Raw genomic sequence first — 24008 nt, 5'->3', positions numbered from 1 at the left:
GGCGCGCGATGCAGAAAATCCGCTTTGTCCTGGCGGCGGGCCTCGCCGCGCTGGCGACCATCCCCACCCACGCGGCGACCCTGTTCATGGGCGCCTATCCCGACGTCCTGCTGGTCTTTGACGAGGGCAAGGGCGCGGTGACGCAGAAGATCAAGCTGGATACCGGCCTGCCGACCGCCATGAGCCTGTCGGACGATGGCAAGCGCATCTATGTGTCGACCATCACCACCAGCGGGATCGAGGTGATCGACGCCGCGAGCCGGCAGGTGGTGAGCAAGTTCAGCCTGAATGACGGCCCCAACCGAGTGCGCTTCTATGGCGGCGTGGCGGACCCTGCGGGCCGCTATTTCTACACGATCATCACCAGGATCGACAAGGAAATGGACCGCTACAAGGTCAGCAAGCCGCTCTATGGCGTCATTGACCTGAAGCTCGGCAAACTGGTGCGCACCGCCGAGATCGAGAAGGAGGATGAAAAGGCGATCGGCGGCTTTCGCGTCGCTTTCAAGGTCTCGAGCGACGGCAAATATCTCTACGCCTTTGGCGAGAAGGTGATCGTCATCGACACCGCGACGCTGAAGGCCACCGACCGCATCGACCTGGCCCGGCCCGAAGGCACGGGGCTGGAGAATGTCGGCTTTGGCGGATCGCTCGAAACGCTGCGGACGCCCGGCCAATATGTCTCGCTGTTCAACGCGGCCGACCCCTATATCCACAGCAAGATGTTCGGCCTCGCCCGGTTCGACCTCAACAGCCGCCAGTTCGACTTCACCCCGATCGGCCCGGCGCCGGCCGCCATGGCGGGCCTGGAAATCACGCCCGATGGCAAGCAGGCCTATACGGTGGTGACCAACGGCACGCTGGGGTCGAAGCGGTGCGAGTTCTGGCACATGGACCTTTCCACCAACGCGGTGGTCGACAAGGCGGAATTCCCCTGCCGCTCGCGCTTCCGCTTCGGCATGTCGATGGATGGGGCGAAGCTCTATATCTACGGCGCCAGCTTCGACATCGAAGTCTATGACGCCAAGACGCTGAAACTCGAAGCCACCTGGGATCTGGGCAATGACGCGACCGGAGCCGGCATGGTGGCGGTGCCGTGACCCGTGCCGGCTGTCCCGACACTCCGATGGCCGTGGCCATCCGGGGCAGCGGGATGGCCGCCAATGCCTGCGCGCATCTGCTGAAAGGGGCGGGGCTCCGCGTCGGACAGGAGCTCGTCCATCGCCCACCGGTGCCCAGCCTGTTGCTGAGCGAGGCGGCGCTGGCACTGATGCGCGACCTGTTCGCCCGGCCGGACCTGTTCGCCGACGCGCCACGCGTGCGTCGCCGGCTGGTGGCCTGGGGCGGGGCGCCGGTGATGGTGCCGCATGAGGCGGTGCTGGCGTCGGAAACAATGGTGCAGGCGGCGCTGGCCGTGCCCGATGGGGCGCCAATGGCCGCGCCCCATTTCACCATCCATGCCGCGCCGCCGCTGCCGATGGGCGAGCTGCATGTTTTTGGCGAGCGCCATGCCGTCGCCGCCCGTGCGCGGCTGCGCGACCCTGCCTGCCGCGAGGAAGGGCGGGTCGAGGCGGTCGAGAGCGGCTGGCTGTTCCTGGTGCCGGCGAACGGGGGCGAGGGCTGGCTGCTGGGCGTCGGTGGCGAAATCGACGCGCTGCTGGCACAGAGTCGGCTGATCGCGCCGGTTGTCGATCCGATCGGGGGATCGTCGCGCCTCTTTCTCGCCGCGCCGCGGCTGCATCTGCCGCTGGTGGGCGACGACTGGCTGGCCTGCGGCACGTCGGCTATCGGCTTCGATCCGATCTGCGGCGACGGCACCGCCCAGTCGGTGCGCGAGGCGATATTGGCGAGCGCGGTGCTGACCGGCATCGCGCAAGGCGGCGATCGGGCCGCGCTGCTCGGCCATTACCAGGCGATGCTGATCGCGGCGATGCGCCGGCACCTGCTGCTCTGCGCCCAATTTTATGCCGATGGCGGCCGGGGCGACTGGTGGCGCACCCAGCATGAGGCGCTGATGCAGGGGCATCGCTGGTGTACCGGGCTGCTGGCTAAGCTGCCCGAGCCGCAATATGCGCTGCATGGCCTGCGGCTGGTGCCACGGCGGGTGGCGGCATGAGCGCGCCTGTTGCCGGCTGGGGGAGCTATCGCCGGCTGCTCCCCTATATCCGCCCCTATCGGCGCGGGCTGTTGCTGGTGCTGGCGATCAGCATCCTGTCGACCGCGCTGGGACTGGCGCAGCCCTATCTGTCCAAGCTGATGATCGACCAGGCGCTGCTGCGGCGGGACATGAGCGCGCTGTGGCGGGTTGCCGGGATCATGATTACGGTCACGATACTCGGCTTTGGCGTCAATATCCTCGCAAGCTATCGCTATGTCCGGCTGTCGGCGGCGATGCTCTATGACATGCGCGCCGCGCTGTTGCGCCATCTCCAGACGCTCTCGCCGCGCTTCTATGCCAGCTTCCGGCTGGGCGATCTCGTTTCGCGGATGAACAGCGATGTAAGCGACGTGCAGCGGATCGCGTCCGACAGCTTGCTCTCGGTGGTCAGCAACCTGCTCTTCTTCATCGGCTGCGTCGCGATGATGCTCTGGCTTGACTGGCGGCTGTTCCTGGTCGGTGTGCTGCTGGTGCCCGCCAGCCTTGCCGCCTTTACCTATTATCAGCGCCGGCTGACCGCGCTGACCCGCGACATGCGCGAGCGGGGCGCGGATCTGGGCAGCCTGCTGGTCGATACGGTGATGGGCATGCGGGTCGTCACCGCGTTGCGGGCGGGCGAGCATGAGGTTGGGCGCTTCAAGGCGAAGAATGACGCCTTTGTCAGCGCGATGCTGCGGATGCAGCTCGCCTCCTACATGACCGGGGCGTTGCCGGGCACGCTGATGACCGGGGCGACCTCCGCCGTCATCCTCTATGGTGGCTGGCGGATCATCGAGGGCGACATGAGCATCGGCACGCTCGTCGCCTTCATGACCTATCATATGCGGCTGCTGTCGCCGATCCAGACGCTGATGGGGCTGACGTCGGGGCTGGCATCGGCGCGGGTGTCGCTGGGCCGCATCTTCGAACTGTTCGGCACCCGGCCCGATGTCGAGGAGCGCGCCGATGCCGTGCCGATCGGCCGGGTGCGCGGCGACATCCGCTTCGAACAGGTGGCGATGCGCTATGATCGCGATCCGGTGCTGCGCGACATGGACCTGGCCATCCCCGCCGGCAGCATCTGCGCGATCCTGGGGCCGAGCGGCGTCGGCAAGTCGACCATGGCCGACCTGATGGTGCGCCATGCCGATCCGACCGACGGGCGCATCCTGCTCGACGGCCATGATCTGCGCGATCTGCGGCTCGACGATCTGCGGCGCGAGGTGATGCTGGTCGACCAGTCGCCCTGGCTGTTCAACGACAGTATCGCCGCCAATATCGGCTTTGCCCTGCCGGATGTGCGGACCGCGGATATCGAGGCCGCCGCCCATGCCGCCGGGCTGGATGCGTTCCTGGCGCGCCTGCCCGAGGGGCTGGACACCCGCACGGGCGAGCGAGGGCTGGCGCTGTCGGCGGGCGAGCGGCAGCGTATCGTCATCGCCCGCGCGCTGCTGCGCCGGCCATCGGTGTTGATCCTGGACGAGCCGACATCTGCGCTGGATGGCGAGACCGAGGCGCTGGTGGCGCAGCGCCTGCGCGGTGCGCTGCCCGATGCGACCATCATCCTCATCACCCATAAGCCGGCGCTGGCGCGGATCGCCGACCGGATCGTGACGGTCACCGACGGGCAGGCGCATATGGTGCAGCAGTCCGAGCTGGTTCATGCCTGATCCGTTGCGCATCGCCGTGATCGACAGCGGCGTCCATCCCGATCATCCCCATATCGATGCCACCCGGCTATTGCCCGGCTTTGCCATCGCCAGGGATGGGGGTGACAGCGAAGCTGACACAGGCGACCTGCTTGGCCATGGCACCGCCGTGACCGCCGCGATCCAGGATCAGGCGCCCGATGCGCTCTGCCTGCCGATCCGGGTGTTTCATGATGCGCTCAGCACCACGGCGCGGGCGCTGGTCACGGCGATCGACCGCGCGGTGGCGGCACGGGTGGACCTCATCAACCTCAGCCTCGGCACGATCAATCCGGCCCATGGCGAGGCGTTCGCGGCAGCGGCGGATCGTGCGCTGGCGGCCGGCATCCTGATCGTGGCGGCACGCGATAATGACGGCACGCCCTGCTATCCCGGCAGTCTGGATATGGTGCTGGGCGTCAGCCTCGACTGGGATTGTCCGCGCGACGATTTTCGGCTGCGGGCGGGGCTGGCCTTTGCCTCCGGTCATCCCCGGCCGATCCCCGGCGTGCCCCAGCGCCGCAACCTCCATGGTGTCAGTTTCGCTGTCGCCAACATGACCGGCCTGATCGCGCGGCAGGGGCGGGCGGGGCTGGCTCTCTGGATGCCGGCCGGCGCCCGCGCACAGGTAGGTTGATCAGGCGCCCGGTTCGCTGAGCGCAATATCCATGTCGGCAAAGGCCAGGCGCAGCAGTTCGGCCATGGCGTTGCGCGCGGCCGCCGTGTCGCGTGAGGCGATGGCGCGATGCACCGCCTGATGATCGGGCAGGGGATCGCGCGGCAACAGCTTCTTGCGATGCTTGAAGGTGGTGGTCCAGCTGACCGCGGCGCCGACCGAGCTGGCCAGTGCCTCCAGCGCGTCATTATGGGTCGCGGCCAGGATGGCATTGTGGAAACGCTGGTCGGCGGCGCGTCCCTCCGGCGTGGACAGGCCATAGCGTTCCATCTCGGCGAGCGCCGCGTCCATGATCGCCAGTTGATCGTCGGTGCGGCGGCGCGCGGCAAATTCGGCCGCCGCCGGCTCGATCACGCCGCGCAGCTCGAACAGGTCGCGGATGAAGGCGCGGTCGGGTTCGCCGGCGAACATCCAGGCGAGCATTTCGGGATCAAGCACGTTCCAGCGCGCGCGCGGCAGGACGCGGGTGCCGGCCTTGGGGCGGCTTTCCAGCATGCCCTTGGCGATCAGGATGCGGATCGCCTCGCGATAGGCGGTGCGCGATACGCCGAGGCGTTCCGACGCCTCGATCTCGCCCTCGAACAGGTCGCCGGGCTTGTGCCTGCCGGTCAGGATGGCGGTGCCCATGTCGCGGGCGATCGCCTGATGAATGCGGAGCGAGCCTTCGTCCGACGCGAACTTGCGTTCCGGTCCGTCCTTGCGCTCGCTCCCCATTCTACCTCCGTTGAATTTAGTCCTCAAAATCAGCCGTAGGGCAATGCCGGCCACAAAGGAAGGCATCGGCCACCAGGCGCAGCGGCGCGGTGTCGGCGTCGATCGCCTTGTCCGCCACCAGCCCGACGAAGCGCCGATACATGGTCGGATATTCCTCGTCCGGCGCCTTCAACTGGACTTCGCCGTCCAGGGTCAGCGTGTTGCCGCCTTCGGACAGGAGCAGCTTGCCCTTGCTGGTTTCGACCACAATGTCCCAGGTCTGGGGACCGGTCTGGCGCCAGTCGAACACGGTGTCGATCTTTGCGCCCGAAGCGGTCGCCATTGCCAGCGTCGCGCCGATCGGCGCCTGCTTGTTGGACGGCACTTCCAGTTCGGCCGACAGCAGGGTGATCGGCTCGGCAACGATTTCGGTCAGGATCGACAGGGCGTTGATGCCCGGATCGAACACGCCGAAACCGCCCGCTTCCCAGATCCAGGGCTGGCCCGGATGCCAGTGACGGACATCTTCGCGCCACTGGATCGAGATGCGCTCGACCGTGCGCGACGCCATCCAGTCCTTGGCCTGGGCGACGGCGGCAGCATAGCGGCTGTGCCAGCTGGCATAGAGGGTGACGCCATTGGCCTTGGCCAGCGCGATCAGCGCGTCGACTTCCGACACGGTCGCGCCGGGCGGCTTTTCCAGGAAGACATGCTTGCCGGCCAGGATCGCCTGACGGGCCGCCTGATAGCGGACCTGCGGCGGCTGGCACAGGATGACGGCGTCCATGTCGGGCTCGCCCGCCAGCATCGCGCCGAGATCGGGATAATTGTTCACCCCTTCACCCTGCGCGTTGCGGCTGGCGACGGCGACCAGGTCGATGCCTTCGATCTTGGCGATCGCGGGCAGATGCTGGTCGCGGGCAATCTTGCCCAGGCCTACGAGGCCGGCCTTGATGCTCATAGCGCCTTTACCTTGGTCTTGCCCTCGTCCGCTGCGCGCGTGAGTCCATTGCGGACCGGCAGGGTGAAGGGCTTGGCCTCGACTTCGAACACATCGCCTTCCTGGGTAGCGAAGCCATCGGAGAAGGAGAGGGTGGCGGTGCCGAAGAAATGGACATGAATGTCGCCGGGGCGGCGGAACAGACCATATTTGAAATGATGATGTTCCAGGTTCGCGATCGTGTGCGACATGTTGGTCTCACCCGACAGGAACGGCTTTTCCCACACCGTCTCGCCATTGCGGACGATGCGGCTGGTGCCGCGCAGATCCTGCGGCAGGTCGCCCAGCAGCAGTTCCGGGCCGAGCGATGCCTGGCGCAGCTTGGAGTGGGCGAGCCACAGATAATTGCCGCGTTCGGTGATGTGATCGGAAAATTCATTGCCGATCGCAAAGCCCAGACGCACCGGCGTGCCGTCGGCGTCGATCAGGTAGATGCCGGCGACTTCGGGTTCCTCGCCACCATCCTCGGCAAAGGCCGGCATGGTGAAGTCCTGGCCCGGATCGACCAGGATCTGGCCGTCGCCCTTGTAGAACCATTCGGGCTGCGCGCCGATGCCGTCATCGGCGGGCTTGCCGCCCTCGACGCCCATCAGGAACATGCGCATGCTATCGGTCAGGTCGCCCGAGGCGGCGGCCTTGTGCATCTTGTCGCGGCCTTCGGCCGAGCCGAGATGGGTCAGCCCGGTGCCGGCGACCAGCAGATGCGCGGCATCCTCATGGTCGATCGGCGACAGCAGGGTGACGGTGGACAGGTCCACCGCGTCGCCCAGCTTGCCTGCCGCAAAGGCAGCCAGGCCCTGGCCCGCCGCGATCGCGTCCAGCGCCAGCTGGCGGGTGGAGCTTGCGCCCGTCACCCGCTTCGCCGCGCCGGTCTGGTCGAGGGCAGCGACGCCGCGCGCGCCACCCTCGTTGAACTGAACCAGCGAAATGACGGTCACTGCGCCAGCTCCAGCTTGCCTTCCATGCGGCGGTTGAGCTTCCAGGGGTTGGCCGCCTGCAGCGCCGGCGGCAGCACGGCGTCGACGACGTCCTGATAGCAGACCGGACGCAGGAAGCGCATCATCGCCAGCGTGCCGACCGAGGTGGTGCGGCCGTCCGAGGTCGACGGGAAGGGACCGCCATGGACCATGGCATGGGTCACTTCGACGCCGGTCGGCCAGCCATTGGCGAGCACGCGGCCGACCTTGCGCGACAGCGTCGGCAGCAGCTTGGCGGCATTGTCGGTGTCGCTTTCGTCCATCTGCAGCGTGGCGGTCAGCTGACCTTCCATCTGGGCGATGGTGGCGATCACTTCCTCGATCGTGGCGCACTTCACCAGGATCGACGAGGAACCGAACACTTCATGCGACAGCGCCGGGTTGGCGCGGAACTGCTCGCCGCTGGTGGCGAACAGGGCCGACTGGGCCAGGTTCACGCCTTCGGCCTCAGCGCCGCGCGCCACGGTGGTGACGCCTTCCGCACCGGCCAGCGCCTCGACGCCCTTCTCATAGGCGGCGTGGATGCCCGGCGTCAGCATGACATGGGGCTGGTTGGCCGACAGGGCCGTCGCCGCCGAGGCGACGAAGCGGTCGAGATCGGGGCTGTCGAGCGCGATCACCATGCCGGGGTTGGTGCAGAACTGGCCAGCGAACAGGCTGAGCGAACCGACGAAGGCGGTGCCCAGCGCTTCGGCGCGGGCCGCGAGCGCGCCCGGCAGCAGCACGACCGGGTTGATCGACGACATTTCCGAATAGACCGGGATCGGCTCTGCGCGGTTGGCGGCGATCTTCATCAGCGCAATGCCGCCGCCGCGCGAACCGGTGAAGCCGACCGCCTTGATGCGGGGATCGGCGACCAGCGCGCCGCCCAGGTCGTTGGTGGTGCCGGGCAGGTAGGAGAAGACGCCTTCATGCAGGCCGCTGGCCTTGACCGCGGCGGCAATGGCGCGGGCGACCAGTTCGCCGGTGCCGGGGTGGGCCGGGTGTCCCTTCACGACGACCGGGCAGCCGGCGGCGAAGGCCGATGCGGTGTCACCGCCCGCGACCGAGAAGGCGAGCGGGAAGTTGGACGCGCCGAACACGGCGACCGGGCCGACGGCATGGTTGACGCGGCGCAGGTCGCTGCGGGGCAGCGGGGTGCGTTCCGGCAGCGCCTTGTCGATGGTGACGTCGAGCCAGTCGCCCTGGCGGACATAGGAAGCGAACAGGCGCAGCTGGCCGACGGTGCGGCCACGCTCGCCCTCCAGGCGGCCACGCGGCAGGCCGGTTTCGCTCATGGCGGTGGTGATCAGCAGATCGCCGATTTCCATGATCTGGTCGGCCACGGCTTCCAGGAAGGAAGCGCGGGTTTCGGGAGACAGGGTCGAGAAGCCCTCGAACGCGCTGTCGGCCAGCGCGCAGGCATCGGCGACATCGGCGGTCGAGGCGTTGTGGAAGGCGACGTCGCCCTTGGCGCCGGTCGACGGATCGACCGCGAAGAAGGGCTCACCACCGGTGCGCTCGGCAGCACCGACCAGAATGGCTCCGTTGAACATGGATATCTCCCGAAATGTCGTGGAAAGGGGGTAATATTTGCCGGAACGGCGCGTCTGTCAGATGGGGACGAGGGGACGCAATTTCGAGCATCGCTGCAGGGAAATTACGTCCTGTTGCCTCCTTTGAATGACGCGCCGTTGACGGCTCTGATGATTAATGGTTGTCGCGCGGCAGGCCCTTGGTCTGGGCGATGCGCTGATATTTCTCCGCGCCTTCCAGGATTGCGCCGGTGTTCATCTGGCCGACGACAGACCGCTGGATTTCCTGCCAGGGGGTCTGCGAGGCGGGATATTTGTAACCACCTTCGGCGATCAGCTTGGCGCGGCGGGCTTCCAGTTCCTCGTCGGAAATCAGCACGTTCACCACGCCCTTCTTCAGGTCCATGCGGACGCGGTCGCCGGTTTCCAGCAGCGCGAGGCCCCCCATCGCCGCCGCTTCGGGCGAGGCGTTGAGGATCGACGGGCTGCCCGAGGTGCCCGACTGACGGCCATCGCCGATGCAGGGCAGGGCCGACACGCCTTCGGTGATCAGATAGGCAGGCGGACGCATGTTCACGACCTCGGCCGCGCCCGGATAGCCGATCGGGCCGGCGCCACGCATGAACAGCAGCGTGTCGGCGGTGATGCCGACCGACGGATCGTCGATGCGGTGGTGATAATCTTCCGGACCATCGAACACGACCGCCGGGCCTTCAAAGGCTTCGGGATCGTCGGGGTTCGACAGATAGCGCATGCGGAATTCTTCGCTGATGACGCTGGTCTTCATGACCGCTTCGTCGAACAGGTTGCCGGTCAGCACCAGGAAGCCGGCTTCCTGCTTGAGCGGCTGGCCGAACGGACGGATGACCTTTTCATCCTCGATCTCCACGCCCTTGCAATTCTCGCCCATGGTCTTGCCATTGACGGTCATTGCGCCTTCCTTGATCAGGCCCTGGTCGATCAGCTGGCTGATGACGGCGGGCAGGCCGCCGGCGCGGTAATAATCCTCGCCCAGATATTCGCCGGCCGGCTGCATGTTGACCAGCAGCGGCACCTTGTGACCGACGGTTTCCCAATCCTTGAGCGGCAGGTCGACGCCCATGTGGCGGGCGATGGCGGCCAGGTGGATCGGCGCGTTGGTCGAACCGCCGATTGCCGAGTTGGCGACGATGGCGTTGTGGAAGGCGTCGAGCGTCATGATGTCGGAGGGCTTGAGATCTTCATGCACCATTTCGACGATGCGCTTGCCGGTGCGATAGGCGGCTTCCTGACGGTCGCGATAGGGGGCGGGGATCGCCGCGCTGCCCGGCAGCATCATGCCCAGCGCTTCGGCGAGCGCATTCATGGTGCTGGCGGTGCCCATAGTGTTGCAGAAGCCGGTCGACGGCGCCGACGACGCCACCAGCTTGATGAAGCCTTCATCGTCGATCTTGCCGGCGGCCAGCAGCTGGCGGCCATGCCAGACGATCGTACCCGAACCGGTACGCTCGCCCTTGTGCCAGCCGTTGAGCATCGGGCCGACCGACAAAGCGATCGCCGGGATGTTGACGGTGGCGGCGGCCATCAGCAGCGCCGGGGTGGTTTTGTCACAGCCGCTGGTCAGGATCACGCCGTCGAGCGGATAGCCGTACATGGCTTCGACCAGGCCCAGATAGGCGAGGTTGCGGTCAAGGCCGGCGGTCGGGCGCTTGCCGGTTTCCTGGATCGGATGGACCGGAAATTCGAGGGCGATGCCGCCCATTTCGCGAATGCCTTCGCGCATGCGCTCGGCGAGCACGAGGTGATGGCGGTTGCAGGGCGACAGGTCGCTGCCGGTCTGGGCGATGCCGATGATCGGCTTGCCGCTGCGCAGTTCCTCAAGGCTGAGGCCGAAGTTCAGGTAGCGCTCCAGATAGAGCGAGGTCATGTCGATATTGTCTGGGTTGTCGAACCAGGCGCGGCTACGCAGCTTGGGAGTAGGCTTGGACGAATCGCTCATGTGGGCATCCTGACACTTTGAAAAGGCTTGGCACGTTGACGCGCTTGTCTCTCCGATATACTCAGACAAATAACTTTTCAAGGATGCAAAGAGAAGGAAAGTGCGGTTGAACGCGAAAAATCGGACGGGTCATCGATGAGCGAATATGCAGTGATCGGTGACTGGGGCACCAGCAATCTGCGACTGTTCCGGGTGGAAGCGGGGCGGATCGTGGCGCGCCGCGACGGGCCGGGCATCGGCGTGGTCGGCCGCGAGGCGGAAGCCGCCTTTGCCGAGACGATCGCTCCCTGGCTGGAGGATGGCCTGCCGACATCGATCCGCCTGTGCGGCATGGTCGGCGCGCGCGACGGCTGGGTCGAGGCGCCCTATGCCGATTGTCCCGCCGATGCCGATAGCTGGGCAGAGGTTGCCGTGCGCTTCGATTGGCGCGGCGCGCCGCTGGCGATCATGGCGGGCCTGGCCTGCACCGACGCCGACGGCATTGCCGATGTGATGCGCGGCGAGGAGGCGCAGATTTTCGGCGCGATGGCGCTCGATCCCCGGCTCGCCACCGGCCGCCATCTGATCGTGCTGCCCGGCACCCACAGCAAATGGACGCTGGTGGAGGATGGCCGGGTGATCCGCTTCCGCACCGTGCCGACCGGCGAACTGTTCGCGCTGCTGCGCGATCGCTCGACGCTCAGTCCCAATATCGCTGCCGCTGACGCCGATCCGGCGGAAGAAGCGGCCGGTTTTGCCGAGGGGCTGGCGCGGGCCGGCGCGGGCCGGCTGCTTGCCTCGCTGTTCGCGGCGCGGGCGATGCGGCTGCGTGCCGGGCGCTCGGCCGACTGGGCGCTGGGCTATCTGTCGGGCCTCGTCATCGGCTGCGAGATAGCCGAGGCGCGCGCCGCGCTGGCCGGCGACACCGGCGTCGTCTTGATTGGTGACGCGCGGCTTTCGGATCGCTATGCCCGTGCCCTCGATGCGCAGGGCATCGCTTCGCAATCGCTGGACGGCGACGCCTGTGCGCGGGCTGGCCTTGGCTTTCTGGAGAACTGACCCATGATCCTCGACGACCTGCTGGCCGACGGCGCGCCGCCGATCGCCGCCATTCTGCGTGGCGTGAAGCCCGAAGAGGCGCTCGATATCGCCGCCGCCCTGGTGGAAGCCGGTATCCGCGTGATCGAGGTGCCGTTCAATTCGCCCGATCCCCTGGTCAGTATCGCCGCAATGCAGAATGCGTTTGGCGACCGCGCGCTGATCGGTGGCGGCACGGTGCTGACGATCCAGGCGGTTGAAGCGCTGGCAGGTGCGGCCGGCCGCATCATGGTGACGCCCAACACGGTGCCCGACGTGATCGCACGCGGCGCCGAACTCGGTCTTGAACTGCTGCCCGGCTTCATGACGCCGAGCGAGGCGTTCCGCGCGGTGGAAGCCGGCGCACGCCGGGTGAAGCTGTTCCCCGCCGCCCAACTTGGCCCGGCCTATGTCAAGGCGGTCAAGGATGTGCTGCCCAAGCATGTCGGCGTCTGGGCCGTGGGCGGCACCGGCGCGGACACGATCGGTGACTGGCTCGCCGGTGGCTGCGAGGGGATCGGCGTGGGCGGCGCGCTCTATCGTCCGGGCGACGATGCGCTCACCGTGCGCGAACGCGCGGTCGATCTGGTCGCCGCCTGGCAGCGCGCGAAGGGCTGAGCGCTTCCTACTGGACCGGGCTTTCCACCCGGTCCAGCATGTCGCGGATCTTCTCGCCCAGCGCCCTGTAGGTGAAGGGCTTGGTCAGCAGTTCGACCCCCGGATCGAGCCGGCCATGATGGATGATCGCGTTGCGGGCATAGCCGGTGGTGAACAGCACGCGCAGGCCCGGCTGCTTCGCCTTGGCGGCGCGGGCAATGTCGGCCCCGGTCATGCCACCGGGCAGCACCACGTCGGTGAACAGCAGGTCGATCGGCTCGGCCGCGGCATCCAGCGCCGCGAGGGCGGTCGGGCCATCGCCCGCTTCGATCACGCGATAGCCCAGGTCGCGCAGCACTTCGACCGAATAGGCGCGGACATTCTCGTCATCCTCGCACACCAGGATGACCTCCTGCCCGGCCTGCGGACAGGGCGGGGGCGGGGCCTGCACGATCTCCTCGGCAGGAACGGGCAGCAGGCCATGATAGCGCGGCAGGTAGATTTTCACCGTCGTGCCATGGCCGGCCTCCGAATAGACCCGGACATGGCCGCCCGACTGCTTGACGAAGCCATAGACCATCGACAGGCCAAGGCCGGTGCCGCGTCCCACCTCCTTGGTGGTGAAGAAGGGTTCGATCGCGTGGGACAGCGTGTCGGCATCCATGCCCATGCCGGTGTCCGACACGCAGATCAGCACATATTGGCCGGGCGTGATTTCCTGCTCCGTCGCGGCATAATGGCTGTCGAGATGGGTGTTGGCGACCTCGATCGTCAGCTTGCCGCCCTGCGGCATCGCGTCGCGCGCATTGACCGCGAGGTTGAGCAGCGCATTTTCCATCTGGTTGACGTCGATCTCGACCGGCCAGACCCGCGGGCTCTGCACCGTTTCCACCTCGATCATCTCGCCCAGCGTCCGATGAAGCAGGTCCGACATGCCGGCGATCAGCCTGTTGGGGTCGACCCGGTCGGGGGCCAGGGGCTGGCGACGGGAAAAGGCGAGCAGCCGCTGGGTCAGTATCGCCGCCCGTTCGGCCCCGGCCATGGCATTGTCAGCCGCGCGGCGCAGGCGCGGCTGGTCGTCGGGCAGAGCGCGTTGCAGCAGGTCCAGATTGCCGGTGACGATCTGCAGCAGATTGTTGAAGTCATGCGCGACGCCGCCGGTGAGTTGGCCCAGCGTCTCCATCTTCTGCGCCTGGCGCAGCGCGGCTTCGGTTTCAGCCAGGGTCTGGGCATCGGTGCGATGCCGGGTCACGTCGCGGGCGACGCAATAGATGAGGTCACCCTCGGGCACGGCCGTCCAGCTAAAGATGCGATAATCGCCCCGCTTGGTGCGGAACCGGTTTTCGAACCGCATGGTCGGATGGCCGTCGGCCAGATCCTGCACCTCGCCGCGCGTCCGCTTCACATCGTCGGGATGCTCCATCCATTCCGATGTGCGGCCGATCAGTTCCTCCTGCGACCAGCCCAATATTTCGGTCCAGGCAGGGCTGGCGGACAGCCAGATGCCATTGCTGTCGGCGATCAGGAAGGGGTCGCGCGCCAGCGCCCAGAGGCGGTTGCGGTCGGCCCGCGCCTCGCGCTCGGCCAGCACGCGGACGGTGGTTTCGCTGACGATGCACAGCACGCCGCCGATCGACCCATCCAGTTCGAACACCGGCGAATAGGAAATGTCGAAAAAGACCTCCTCGCCCCGGCCGCCGTCGCGCTCGATATAGAAGGGGCGGTCCTTGGCATGGAAGGTTTCGCCCGTGTCCCGGACCGATTGCAGCAGCGGGCCAAGATCATCCCACAGCTCGGCCCAGCCTTCGCGGGCCGGGCGGCCAAGCACGCGGGGATGCTTGTCGCCGATCGTGGGGGCATAGGCTTCATTATAGAGGGCGCAATAATCCGGCCCCCAGAACAGCACGATCTCCGCGCGCGACGACAGCATCAGCCGCACTGTCGAGACGAGCGATGGCGACCAGTCCGACGCCGGCCCCAGCGGCGAGGACGCGTCGATCGTCGCGGTCAGGGCGCCCATCGGCCCCTGTTCGGCGATCATGTCGGCAATGTCCCTCTGCTGGCTCATCATAACCCTGTCGTTGCAATGCGTTGGTGGGAGACGCCCGTGGACGCATTTGTATCCCGTCGCGATGGCGTCCCCATGACCATTTGTCCATGTCCGCCCCTCTTGCGGAGCTTTCGCCATGGGCGCATGGACCGGGCATGACACGTTCTTCCCCGACCGCGTTCAGCGCGGCTCCGCGTCCCGTTGCCATTGCCCGCTGGCTGCTCATCGTGGCGGCGCTGGTCTTCTGCATGGTGGTGGTCGGCGGCATCACGCGCCTCACCGAATCCGGCCTGTCCATCACCCAGTGGAAGCCGATCACCGGCGCGATCCCGCCCTTGACCCACGACCAGTGGATGGAGGCGTTCCGCGATTATCAGCAGATCCCCGAATATAAGGAGATCAACAAGGGCATGAGCCTGGCCGCCTTCCAGTTCATCTTCTTCTGGGAATGGTTGCACCGGCTGCTCGGTCGCCTGATCGGCGTCGCATTTGCCCTGCCGTTGATCTGGTTCGCGGCGCGGCGGGCGATCCCGGCCGGCTATGGCTGGCGCCTGGTTGCGCTGCTGGCGCTGGGCGGGCTTCAGGGCGCGATCGGCTGGTGGATGGTGAAGTCGGGCCTGTCGGTGCGCACCGATGTCAGCCATTATCGGCTGGCGGTGCATCTGCTGACCGCGCTCTTCATCATCGGCGGGTTGATCTGGACCGCGCTCGACCTGCTGGCGCTGGTGCGCAACCCCTATGCCCGGCCCGCCGCGTTGCAGCCCTTTGCATTGGCGACCCTGCTGGTGCTGCTGGTCCAGCTCATGTTCGGCGCGTTCACGGCGGGCCTCGATGCCGGCTATGTCTCCAGCACCTGGCCGCTGATGAACGACCATCTGGTACCCGAAGGCATCCAATGGCTCGGCTCGCTCTGGGCGACCGTCTCCAGCGATCCCTATCTGGTCCATTTCATCCACCGCTGGTGGGCTTGGGTTGCGGCGGCGATGCTGATCCTGCTGGCGCGCAAGGCCAAGGCGGCGGGCCATCGCGGCGCGTCGATCGCGATCAATGCGGCGGTCGGCACACAGGTGCTGCTGGGCATCGCCACCGTCATCAGCGGCATCGCCCTGCCGCTGGCCGTGCTGCACCAGGCGGTCGGCGCGCTGGTGGTGGCCTCGGCTGCCTGGGGCGCCCATGCCGTGGGATCGCACCGGGCATGAGCGGGGAGCGAGTGGCGCTGGTCTACAGCCTGTTCGGATCGGCCGAGCAGGCGCGTGCCGTCGCCCGCACGCTGGTCGAAGAGAGGCTGGTCGCCTGCGCCAATATCCTTGGTCCCTGCACCTCCATCTATGAATGGCAGGGCAAGGTGGAGGAAGGCGCCGAAGTCCCGGTGCTATTCAAGGCCAACGCCGACCGGCGCGACGCGCTGATGGCGCGGATCGCGCAGTTGCACGATTATGATGTGCCGGCGATCCTGGCGCTGCCGGTCGATGCCGCCCATCCGCCTTTTGCCGCCTGGGTCGCGGAGCAACTGGCATGAAGCGGGTGATTGCCTTCCTGTCGCTGGCGCTCGCCTCACCGGCGCTGGCCGCCCCGGTCGCGATCGGCTTCGCGCCGCCGACCGGGCAGGATCTACTTTATCGCATCGACCAGCATCGCCCGGTCGACGGGCGCGACAGCCTGTTCCGGGCCGACCGGATATTGCGTTTCGAAAAGGCAGGGGATGGTTATATTCTGCATGTCACGCTGCGCAGTCTGGACAGCGATGCGCCCGGTGCGGGGGGCGATGCCTATCGTGCCGCCCTGTCGCCGCTGATCGGGGTGGAGCATCGCTTCCGCCTCGATACCCATGGCAAGATTGTCGGCCTCGACAATGTCGATGATGTTCGGGCGACGATGGAAAAGGCGCTCAATGCCATGGTCGCCAAGGCGCCGGAGGGCAGTGCGGGGCAGCGCACGGCGAAGAATGTCCTGGCCCTGCTGGATGGTCTCACGCCCGAGGGACGGCTGGCCCTGCTGTCGGGTGAGGTGCAGCCGTTGCTGCTGTTCGTTGACAGCGAAGTTGACGATGTAAAGCCGCGTGGCGTGCGCACCTTGGCGGGCCCGCCACTGGGCCGCGCCGTCGCGGTGGAGGGCGAGTCTGTCGTTGCCGCACATGACGGCAACCGCCTGACCTTGCAGGAGGATCTGCAGGGGGAGGGCGCCCATGTCGCGATGCATTATATGGTGTCGGCGCAGACGGGGCTGGTCGATGCGCAGGAACGCACGCTGACGCTGGGCGCCCAGATGCTGACCGAAAAGCGGAGCCTGACCGTCGCCGGCAAGTGAGTGGTATTATTTTACCCGTCGTGAAAGCCGCCGAATCTCTTGACTTGTCGGCCCCCAAACGTCATTAGCGCCCATCTTCCAGCGACCCTCGGGTGGCTGGTTCACTGTTCATTCTTGGAGAATTGGCACCATGAAGGCGCTGATGAAGACCACCAAGCCGGCAACCCCGGCGACGGTCGAAAAGAAGTGGATCCTGATCGACGCCGAAGGGCTGGTCGTGGGTCGTCTCGCTTCGACTGTAGCGAATATCCTGCGCGGCAAGCACAAGCCGAGCTTCACCCCCCATGTCGATTGCGGTGACAATGTCATCATCATCAACGCGGGCAAGGTCAAGTTCACCGGCCGCAAGCTGACCGACAAGGTTTACTACAAGCACACCGGTTATGCCGGCGGCATCAAGGAAACCACCCCCCAGAAGATCCTGGAAGGTCGTTTCCCCGAGCGCGTCCTGGAAAAGGCCGTCGAGCGTATGATCCCCCGTGGTCCGCTGGGCCGCCAGCAGATGCGCAACCTGCGCATCTTCGCCGGCACCGAGCATCCGCATGAAGCCCAGAACCCCGAAGTGCTCGACTTCGCGTCGCGCAACCGCAAGAACAAGGTGGGTGCATAATGTCCGATAACCGTCAGTCCCTGTCCGACCTCGCGTCGCTGGCCACTGCCGCTCCTGCCGCTGCCCCGGCTGCCGTCGAAGGCGAAGCGCCCGTCGCTGCCGCGCCGGTCCAGCCCTCGGCTCCGCTGCGCGCCCAGGAAATCGACGGCCTCGGCCGCGCCTATGCCACCGGCCGCCGCAAGGACGCCGTGGCCCGCGTGTGGGTGAAGCCCGGCACCGGCAAGATCACGGTCAACGGCCGTGACCAGGAAGTCTATTTCGCTCGCCCGACCCTGCGTCTGGTCATCAACCAGCCCTTCGGCGTCACCGACCGTGAAGGTCAGTATGACGTGATCGCCACCGTCAAGGGCGGCGGTCTGTCGGGCCAGGCCGGTGCGGTCAAGCACGGCATTGCCCAGGCTCTGTCGAAGTATGAGCCGGCGCTGCGCAGCGCGGTCAAGGCCGAAGGCTTCCTGACCCGCGACAGCCGCGTCGTCGAGCGTAAGAAGTACGGCAAGGCCAAGGCCCGCCGCAGCTTCCAGTTCTCGAAGCGCTAATCCGCTTCGCGACTGCCGCGAATTTCGAGAAGGGGCCGGTTTTCCGGCCCCTTTTTCTTTGCGCGTGATGCTTCCCCTTGAGCGCTTCGTCGCGATGCCATAGCCTTCGGTCAAACGGGGCTTAGTGCAAAAGGATGTTCGGGGGGAAATGAGACATTTCGGGTGGTTGGCGGCTTCGGCGGCCATGACGGTTGTGGCGCCTGCCTTTGCCGGAGAGGTGCCGCTGTATCAGCCGGCGCCCGGCTGGATCGACAAGGCGGCGATGCCCAAGCTCGCGGCCGATGGCGATCCGCCCTCGATGATGATCCTCGACAGCCAGCAGCGGGTCGAGAAGGGCCAGCTGTAAAACTATGCCGACATCGCCACCCGCGCCGGTTCGGCCGAGGCGCTGACCCAATTGTCGTCGCTGACGCTGCCCTGGGCGCCGGACAAGGGCGACCTCATCATCCATGAACTGTCGATCCTGCGCGGCGATCAGGTGATCGATGCGCTGGCCAGCGGCAAGAAATTCACCGTGCTGCGCCGTGAGCAGGGGCTGGAAGCGCTGCAGATCAGCGGTATCCTGACCGCGACCATGGCGGTCGAGGGGGTGCAGGTGGGCGATGTGGTGCGGCTGCGCTATTCGACCACCAGCAAGGATGATGCGCTGGGCGGTCATGTCCAGAATGTCTCGGCTCTGCCGGCCGCGCCGTTGCGGCTGGGCTATGGCCGGGTCCGCCTGTTGTGGGATGACGCGGATGCGCCGCGCTGGAAGCTGCTGGCGAGCGGCGTCGATGCCAAGCCGGTCAAGAAGGGTGGCCTCACCGAGCTGAGCTTCGCCGTGCCGCTGGCCAAGCAGCCGGAAATGCCGGCCGACGCGCCGACCCGTTACACCCATCCGCCGCTGTTCGAACTGTCGACCTTCGCCAGTTGGGCCGATGTGTCGAAGACGATGGCGCCGCTCTATGCGACCGACGGACTGATCGCCGATGGATCGCCGCTGGCGGGCGAACTGGCCAAGCTCAAGGCGCTGCCGGGATCGCCCAAGGAAAAGGCGGCGGCGGCGCTGCAACTGGTGCAGGACCATGTCCGCTATCTGATGGTCGGCATGAACGGCGGCAATTATGTCCCGCAGAAGCCGGCCGAGACCTGGACGCTGCGCTATGGCGACTGCAAGGCGAAGACCTTGCTGCTGCTGTCGCTGCTGCGCGGGCTGGGGATCGAGGCGGAGCCGGTGCTGGCCAGTTCGACCCTGGGCGATTCCGTGCCGGAACGGCTGCCCACGGCCGCAGCCTTCGACCATGTGCTGGTGCGTGCGGTGATCGATGGCCAGTCCTACTGGCTCGACGGCACCGGCCTGGGATCGCGGCTGGAGGATATCGGCGATACGCCGCGCTTCGGATCGGTGCTGCCGGTGCGCGCCGCCGGCGCTGAGCTGATGCCGATCCAGACCCATGCCAATGCCCGGCCGACGATCGACGTCAGTGTCGAGGCGGACGAGAGTGGGCATGAGAAGCTGCCGACCGTGTTCGATGCCAAGGCGGTGCTGCGCGGGCAGATCGCCACCATGATCAGCACGGGCCTTGGTCAGATGGATGCCAAGCGGCGCGACGAGATGGTGCAGGGCTTCTTCAGCGAGCAGGTCGGCACAGCCCAATATAGCCAGGTCGGCGTCACCACCGATGCGGCCTCGGCCACCGTCACCTTCACCGCCCATGGCGTCACCAGTTCGCCCTGGAAGCTGAGCGACCGGCGCTATCGCCGCGACGCCGGCAAGCTGATCGACGAGATCAGCTTCGCGCCGGACCGGGCACGCCCCGCCTGGCTGGCGATCCCGGTGGCGACGAGCGCACCGATCGGCATCCGCTATCATCTGCGCCTGCGCCTGCCCCAGGGCGGCAAGGGCTATGCGATCGAGGGCGAGCAGGGCCTCAGCAAGACGGTGGCCGGCTATGACCTGCGCCGGACCGTGCAGCTGAAGGACGGGGTGCTGGACGTCGAGGAGCGGACCGACGCCACCGGCGTCGAGATCGCGGCCGATCGCCTGCCCGACGAGCGCGATGCGCTGGCCACGGTGCAGGCCATGTCGCCGCATGTGATCGGCCCGGCCAAACCGACCTATTTGTGGGATTACAGCCCGGCGACCATCGCCGCCTGGCCGCAGTCCAGGGCGGTCGAGGCGACCTTTGCCAAGGCGATCGCCGCCGATGCGGAGGACGCGACCGGCTATTCCAGTCGCAGCAATTTCCGCTGGGGCATCGGCGATTACAAGAATGCGCTGGTCGATCTGGACAAGGCGATCGGGATCAAGCCCGACGTCGACCTCTATCTGCAGCGTGCCTATCGCCGGTTCCAGACCGGCGACGTGACCGGCGCGCTGGCCGATGGCCGGATGGCGCGCCAGCTCGACCCGGCATCGGGCGCGGCGGTCGGCACGGTCGCGACCTATCTGGCGGAAAGCGGCAAGCTGGATGATGCACTGGGCATGGTCGACGCAAAGATCGCGATCGGTGGCGAGGCGCGCGACAGCTATCGCAGCTTCAAGGCGACGCTGCTCGGCACCTATGGCGATCCGGCTAAGGCGATCGAGATCATCGATGCGCAACTGGCGGAAAAGCCGGGCATGACCGGTCTGTTCAACGAGCGTTGCTGGGTCAAGGGATCGCGCAATGTCGAGCTGGACAGCGCGATGCAGGATTGCACCAAGGCGGTGGAGCTGAGTTCGGGTAGCATGGCCGCGCTCGACAGTCGGGCGATGCTGTGGTTCCGCATGGGCCGGTTCGATGATGCGCTGCGCGACCTGGATGTCGTCGTCGCGCAGGAGCCGGGCAAGGAGCCGAGCCGATACATGCGCGGCATCGTGCTGCATCGGCTGGGTCGGGCGAGCGAGGGGGACGCGGAAATCGCGGTCGCCCGCCGCATCGATCCGCGCATCGACGCCGTCTATGCCCGCTACGGGATCAAGCCCTGATTTTGTCATGACGCCCGCGTTTCGATGGAAACCTTTCCCCCTGTCCGATGGTTGACAGGGGGAAAGCCACTTCCAAGGAGAAACCATATGGGTGAAATGACCGACAAGGTGAAGGCTGCGGGCAACAAGGCCGCCGGTGCCACGAAGGAAGCGATCGGCAAGGCCACGGATAATGAACGCCTGGAAGCCGAAGGCAAGATTCAGAAGGCTAAGGGTACGGCCCAGGATGTGGCCGGCTCGGTGAAGGGTGCGCTCGGCGACAAGATCTGACGCCCCGACCATCTGCACGAACGAAGAGGCTCCGCCGGCAGGCGGGGCCTTTTTCGTTTCTGTCCTATCTGGTTAAGGTCATGCTATAAGAACGGGGCCGCTTTCCGATAGGATCGCGGCCCCGCAAGATTATGTCAGAATGTGCGGGAAATGTGCGAAGTTAAGCCTGATCGGCGAGATAGGCCTTCACGTCGCGGCGCAGTTCGCCGGCGCACAGATAGAGGGCGATGACATTGGGAATCGCCATCAGGAAGAAGCTGCTATCGACGATGCCGACCACCCGGCCAAGGTCGATCGCGGCGGCCGGAGGCAGGGCGACGACATAGAGGATCTTGTAGACCCATTGGGCGCGGGGGCCATTGCCGAACAGATAGCCCCAGGCCTGAAGGCCGTAGAAGCCCCAGGCCACCAGCGTCGAATAGGCGAAGAGGAAGACGACGACGGCGAGCAGCCAGGGGAACCAGGGCGACACCTTGGCAAAGGCTGCCGAGGTGATGGCGATGCCCTCCAGCCCATTGTTCCAGGTGCCGGCGACGACCAGCGCCAGCCCGCCCAGCGCGCAGACGATCATCGTGCCGAGCAGCGGCTCCAGCAGCGCGACAAGGCCTTCGGACACCGGATGGCGTGCCCGCGCCAGGCTGTGTGCCATGACGGCGGACCCGACACCCGCCTCGCTGGCGAAGACCGCGCGACGCATGCCCGCGACAAAGGCGCCGATCGCCCCGCCGGTGGCCGCATCGCTGGAAAAGGCGCCGTGCCAGATCAGCGCGAGCGCGCCGGGAATAGCGTCGGCATGGAGGATCAGGATCGCCGCGACACCGCCCAGATAGACGGTGACCTTGAGCGGGGTCAGGCGCTTCGACACCTCGCCCAGCCAGGCCGCGCCGCCCATCGTCACCAGCGCGACGGCCGCCGCGATGAACACGCCATAGGCCCAGCCATTGGTCATGCCGGTGACCACCTTCACCTGGGCGAAGCTCTGGTTCACCTGCACCATCGGGATCGCGCCGAACAGGGCAAAGAAGGCATAGGCGCCGCCGAGCACCAGGCCGATCTTCGGCCAGCCGCGCGCTGCGCCGACGGCTTTGAGCACATACATCGGCCCGCCATGGACATGGCCGCGTTCGTCGAAGACGCGATATTTGAGGCCCAGCGTGACCTCCGCCATCTTCACCGTCATCGCGAACCAGCCGATGATGAACATCCACAAGATCGCGCCCGGCCCGCCCATGGTCAGCGCCACCGCGACGCCGGCAATATTGCCCAGGCCAATGGTCCCGGACAGGGCCGTCGAGAGCGCGCCCCACTGGCTGACATCGCCCTTCGCCTCGCCCTCATGCGGCTGGCTGCGCAGGATGCGGATCGCCCGGCCGACCTGGGTGACATTGGGGAACCCCAGCCAGATGGTGAAGAACAGCATGGGGAGCGCGAGATAGAGCACGATCAGCTCGATCTGCGCGCCGAACAGGGGAACCTTGAAGAAGACCGCGCTGGACAGCGCATCGACGGCGGCATTGAAATTTTCCATGCGGCGGCGATGCCGGGACAGCGGTGGAAAGTCGATCAAAGATTGCTATGGGGGAGGTGAGTTTTACCCATAGCCGCCCCGGGGCAGGATCGCATGAGCAGACAATATTTCGGCACTGACGGTATTCGTGGTCGCACCAACCAGTGGCCGATGACGCCGCAACTGGCGATGAAGGTCGGCATGGCGGCCGGCACCCATTTCCAGCGCGGCAGCCATCGCCACCGGGTGGTGATCGGCAAGGATACCCGCCTGTCGGGCTATATGGTCGAAAATGCGCTGGTCGCGGGCTTCACCGCGGTCGGCATGGACGTGGTCCAGTTCGGGCCGATCCCGACGCCGGCCGTCGCCATGCTCGCCCATTCGATGCGCGCCGACCTGGGCGTGATGATCTCGGCCAGCCACAATCCCTATTATGACAATGGCATCAAGCTGTTCGGCCCGGATGGCTACAAGCTGTCGGACGAGGATGAGCTGAAGATCGAGGCGCTGCTGAACCAGGATGTGCCGCTGGCTGCGTCCAAGGATATCGGCCGCGCCCGCCGCGTCGAGGACGCGCGTGGCCGCTATATCCATGCGGTCAAGTCGAGCTTCCCCGCCGACCTGCGCCTCGACGGCCTCAAGATCGTGGTCGATTGCGCCAACGGCGCCGCCTATCAGGTTGCGCCGTCGGCCTTCTGGGAATTGGGCGCCGAAGTGGTCGCCGTGGGCGTCACGCCCAACGGCACCAATATCAATGACGGCTGCGGATCGACCTCGCCCTTGCTGTGCCAGGAAACCGTCGTCTCCTCCGGCGCCGACATCGGCATTGCGCTGGACGGCGACGCGGACCGGCTGATCGTGGTCGATGAAAAAGGGCAGATTGTCGACGGCGACCAGATCATGGCGCTGATCGCATCCAATTTCGCGCGCGCCGGCACGCTGCGCGGCGGCGGGCTGGTGGCGACGATCATGTCGAACCTGGGCCTCGAACGTTTCCTGACCGGGCAGGGCATCGGCCTGGAGCGCACCAAGGTCGGCGATCGCTATGTGCTGGAGCGGATGCGCGAGGGCGGCTTCAATGTCGGCGGCGAACAGTCCGGTCATATGATCCTGTCGGACTATGCGACGACCGGCGACGGCACGGTGGCGGCGCTGCAGGTGCTGGCCGCCTTGGTCCGGTCGGGCAAGCCGGCGAGCGAGACGCTGCACCAGTTCGATCCGGTGCCGCAATTGCTGAAGAATGTCCGCTTCGCCGGTGGCAAGCCGCTGCAGGATGAAGCGGTGCAGCGCGTGATCGCCCAGGCCGAGGCGGAACTGAACGGATCGGGCCGGCTGGTCATCCGCCCGTCCGGCACCGAACCGGTGATCCGTGTCATGGCGGAAGGCGACCGCGAGGATCAGGTCAAGGACGTGGTCGAGCGCATCTGCGCCGCGGTCGAGAAGGCGGCGGCCTGATGCTTGC

At 66.6% G+C, this 24008-nt stretch carries 22 protein-coding genes; 15 read left to right on the top strand and 7 right to left on the bottom strand.

Going from position 1 to position 24008, the window contains the following annotated elements; all coding sequences use genetic code 11:
• Positions 1-8: 8 nt before the first annotated feature.
• From N6H05_RS23325 to qhpE, 4 genes are read left to right on the top strand one after another with little or no spacing between them, the layout of a single operon-like run.
• Positions 9-1100 carry a YncE family protein gene (locus N6H05_RS23325; RefSeq protein ID WP_284111880.1) on the top strand — a complete coding sequence of 364 codons (1092 nt, stop codon included), beginning with the start codon at positions 9-11 and terminating at the stop codon, positions 1098-1100.
• A complete protein-coding gene (locus N6H05_RS23320) occupies positions 1097-2116 on the top strand; it encodes a hypothetical protein (RefSeq protein WP_284111879.1) in 1020 nt (339 codons plus the stop codon). Before N6H05_RS23325 ends, N6H05_RS23320 begins: the two co-directional genes overlap by 4 nt.
• Positions 2113-3807, top strand: coding sequence for an ABC transporter ATP-binding protein (locus N6H05_RS23315; RefSeq protein WP_284111878.1), 1695 nt, complete (start codon positions 2113-2115; stop codon positions 3805-3807). Before N6H05_RS23320 ends, N6H05_RS23315 begins: the two co-directional genes overlap by 4 nt.
• On the top strand, positions 3800-4462 hold the full coding sequence (gene qhpE / locus N6H05_RS23310; protein WP_284111877.1) for a subtilisin-like serine protease QhpE: 663 nt from the start codon (positions 3800-3802) through the stop codon (positions 4460-4462). The genes N6H05_RS23315 and qhpE overlap by 8 nt, the downstream gene beginning before the upstream one ends.
• Here the strand turns inward: qhpE and N6H05_RS23305 are convergent, their stop codons facing one another.
• The 5 genes from N6H05_RS23305 to N6H05_RS23285 all read right to left on the bottom strand — a co-directional run bounded on the left by N6H05_RS23305 (position 4463) and on the right by N6H05_RS23285 (position 10663).
• Positions 4463-5215, bottom strand: a complete 753-nt coding sequence (locus N6H05_RS23305; protein ID WP_284111875.1) for a FadR/GntR family transcriptional regulator — start codon at positions 5213-5215, stop codon at positions 4463-4465.
• A 16-nt stretch (positions 5216-5231) separates the two neighbouring features.
• Positions 5232-6155 carry a Gfo/Idh/MocA family protein gene (locus tag N6H05_RS23300; RefSeq protein WP_284111874.1) on the bottom strand — a complete coding sequence of 308 codons (924 nt, stop codon included), beginning with the start codon at positions 6153-6155 and terminating at the stop codon, positions 5232-5234.
• Positions 6152-7132 (bottom strand): AraD1 family protein, encoded by a 981-nt coding sequence (araD1, locus tag N6H05_RS23295; protein ID WP_284111873.1) that lies wholly within the window; start codon positions 7130-7132, stop codon positions 6152-6154. Before araD1 ends, N6H05_RS23300 begins: the two co-directional genes overlap by 4 nt.
• Complete coding sequence (locus N6H05_RS23290; RefSeq protein WP_284111872.1) at positions 7129-8706, bottom strand: aldehyde dehydrogenase (NADP(+)); 1578 nt, start codon at positions 8704-8706, stop codon at positions 7129-7131. Before N6H05_RS23290 ends, araD1 begins: the two co-directional genes overlap by 4 nt.
• A gap of 154 nt (positions 8707-8860) precedes the next feature.
• The gene (locus tag N6H05_RS23285; RefSeq protein WP_284111871.1) at positions 8861-10663 is read right to left on the bottom strand and encodes an IlvD/Edd family dehydratase; all 1803 of its coding nucleotides are present in this window, start codon (positions 10661-10663) and stop codon (positions 8861-8863) included.
• 135 nt (positions 10664-10798) lie between these two features.
• On the opposite strand from N6H05_RS23285, the gene N6H05_RS23280 reads away from it, so the two are divergent.
• Together N6H05_RS23280 and N6H05_RS23275 are read left to right on the top strand one after the other, a co-directional pair.
• Entirely contained in the window at positions 10799-11701 is a 903-nt protein-coding gene (locus N6H05_RS23280) for a 2-dehydro-3-deoxygalactonokinase (protein ID WP_284111870.1), read from the top strand.
• Between the two features lie 3 nt (positions 11702-11704).
• A complete protein-coding gene (locus tag N6H05_RS23275; protein WP_284111868.1) occupies positions 11705-12337 on the top strand; it encodes a 2-dehydro-3-deoxy-6-phosphogalactonate aldolase in 633 nt (210 codons plus the stop codon).
• 7 nt (positions 12338-12344) lie between these two features.
• Here N6H05_RS23275 and N6H05_RS23270 read toward each other — a convergent pair whose 3' ends face one another.
• A complete protein-coding gene (locus N6H05_RS23270) occupies positions 12345-14387 on the bottom strand; it encodes a hybrid sensor histidine kinase/response regulator (protein ID WP_284111867.1) in 2043 nt (680 codons plus the stop codon).
• A 134-nt stretch (positions 14388-14521) separates the two neighbouring features.
• Here N6H05_RS23270 and N6H05_RS23265 point away from each other — a divergent pair, with 134 nt between their 5' ends.
• The 8 genes from N6H05_RS23265 to N6H05_RS23230 all read left to right on the top strand — a co-directional run bounded on the left by N6H05_RS23265 (position 14522) and on the right by N6H05_RS23230 (position 21039).
• Entirely contained in the window at positions 14522-15565 is a 1044-nt protein-coding gene (locus tag N6H05_RS23265) for a COX15/CtaA family protein (protein WP_284111866.1), read from the top strand.
• The gene (gene cutA / locus N6H05_RS23260; protein ID WP_284111865.1) at positions 15562-15885 is read left to right on the top strand and encodes a divalent-cation tolerance protein CutA; all 324 of its coding nucleotides are present in this window, start codon (positions 15562-15564) and stop codon (positions 15883-15885) included. Before N6H05_RS23265 ends, cutA begins: the two co-directional genes overlap by 4 nt.
• Complete coding sequence (locus tag N6H05_RS23255; protein WP_284111864.1) at positions 15882-16673, top strand: hypothetical protein; 792 nt, start codon at positions 15882-15884, stop codon at positions 16671-16673. The genes cutA and N6H05_RS23255 overlap by 4 nt, the downstream gene beginning before the upstream one ends.
• Before the next feature lie 130 nt (positions 16674-16803).
• Positions 16804-17283 (top strand): 50S ribosomal protein L13, encoded by a 480-nt coding sequence (gene rplM, locus N6H05_RS23250; protein ID WP_004210974.1) that lies wholly within the window; start codon positions 16804-16806, stop codon positions 17281-17283.
• Complete coding sequence (gene rpsI / locus N6H05_RS23245; RefSeq protein WP_004210975.1) at positions 17283-17819, top strand: 30S ribosomal protein S9; 537 nt, start codon at positions 17283-17285, stop codon at positions 17817-17819. The genes rplM and rpsI overlap by 1 nt, the downstream gene beginning before the upstream one ends.
• Positions 17820-17967: 148 nt before the next feature.
• The gene (locus N6H05_RS23240; RefSeq protein ID WP_284111862.1) at positions 17968-18165 is read left to right on the top strand and encodes a hypothetical protein; all 198 of its coding nucleotides are present in this window, start codon (positions 17968-17970) and stop codon (positions 18163-18165) included.
• Between the two features lie 51 nt (positions 18166-18216).
• On the top strand, positions 18217-20769 hold the full coding sequence (locus N6H05_RS23235) for a DUF3857 domain-containing protein (RefSeq protein WP_284111861.1): 2553 nt from the start codon (positions 18217-18219) through the stop codon (positions 20767-20769).
• Between the two features lie 87 nt (positions 20770-20856).
• Positions 20857-21039 carry a CsbD family protein gene (locus tag N6H05_RS23230; protein ID WP_284111860.1) on the top strand — a complete coding sequence of 61 codons (183 nt, stop codon included), beginning with the start codon at positions 20857-20859 and terminating at the stop codon, positions 21037-21039.
• Positions 21040-21199: 160 nt separating this feature from the next.
• Here the strand turns inward: N6H05_RS23230 and N6H05_RS23225 are convergent, their stop codons facing one another.
• Positions 21200-22567: an alanine/glycine:cation symporter family protein gene (locus N6H05_RS23225; RefSeq protein ID WP_159365475.1), complete on the bottom strand. Its 1368-nt coding sequence runs from the start codon at positions 22565-22567 to the stop codon at positions 21200-21202.
• Between the two features lie 93 nt (positions 22568-22660).
• Between N6H05_RS23225 and glmM the strand changes: the two genes are divergently transcribed.
• A complete protein-coding gene (gene glmM / locus N6H05_RS23220; protein ID WP_284111859.1) occupies positions 22661-24001 on the top strand; it encodes a phosphoglucosamine mutase in 1341 nt (446 codons plus the stop codon).
• The last annotated feature ends 7 nt before the right edge of the window (positions 24002-24008 follow it).

This window comes from Sphingobium sp. WTD-1, from assembly GCF_030128825.1.
Lineage (GTDB): Bacteria > Pseudomonadota > Alphaproteobacteria > Sphingomonadales > Sphingomonadaceae > Sphingobium.
Note: the sequence above shows the minus strand (reverse complement) of the source record. Positions and strands in the feature narration are given on the sequence as shown.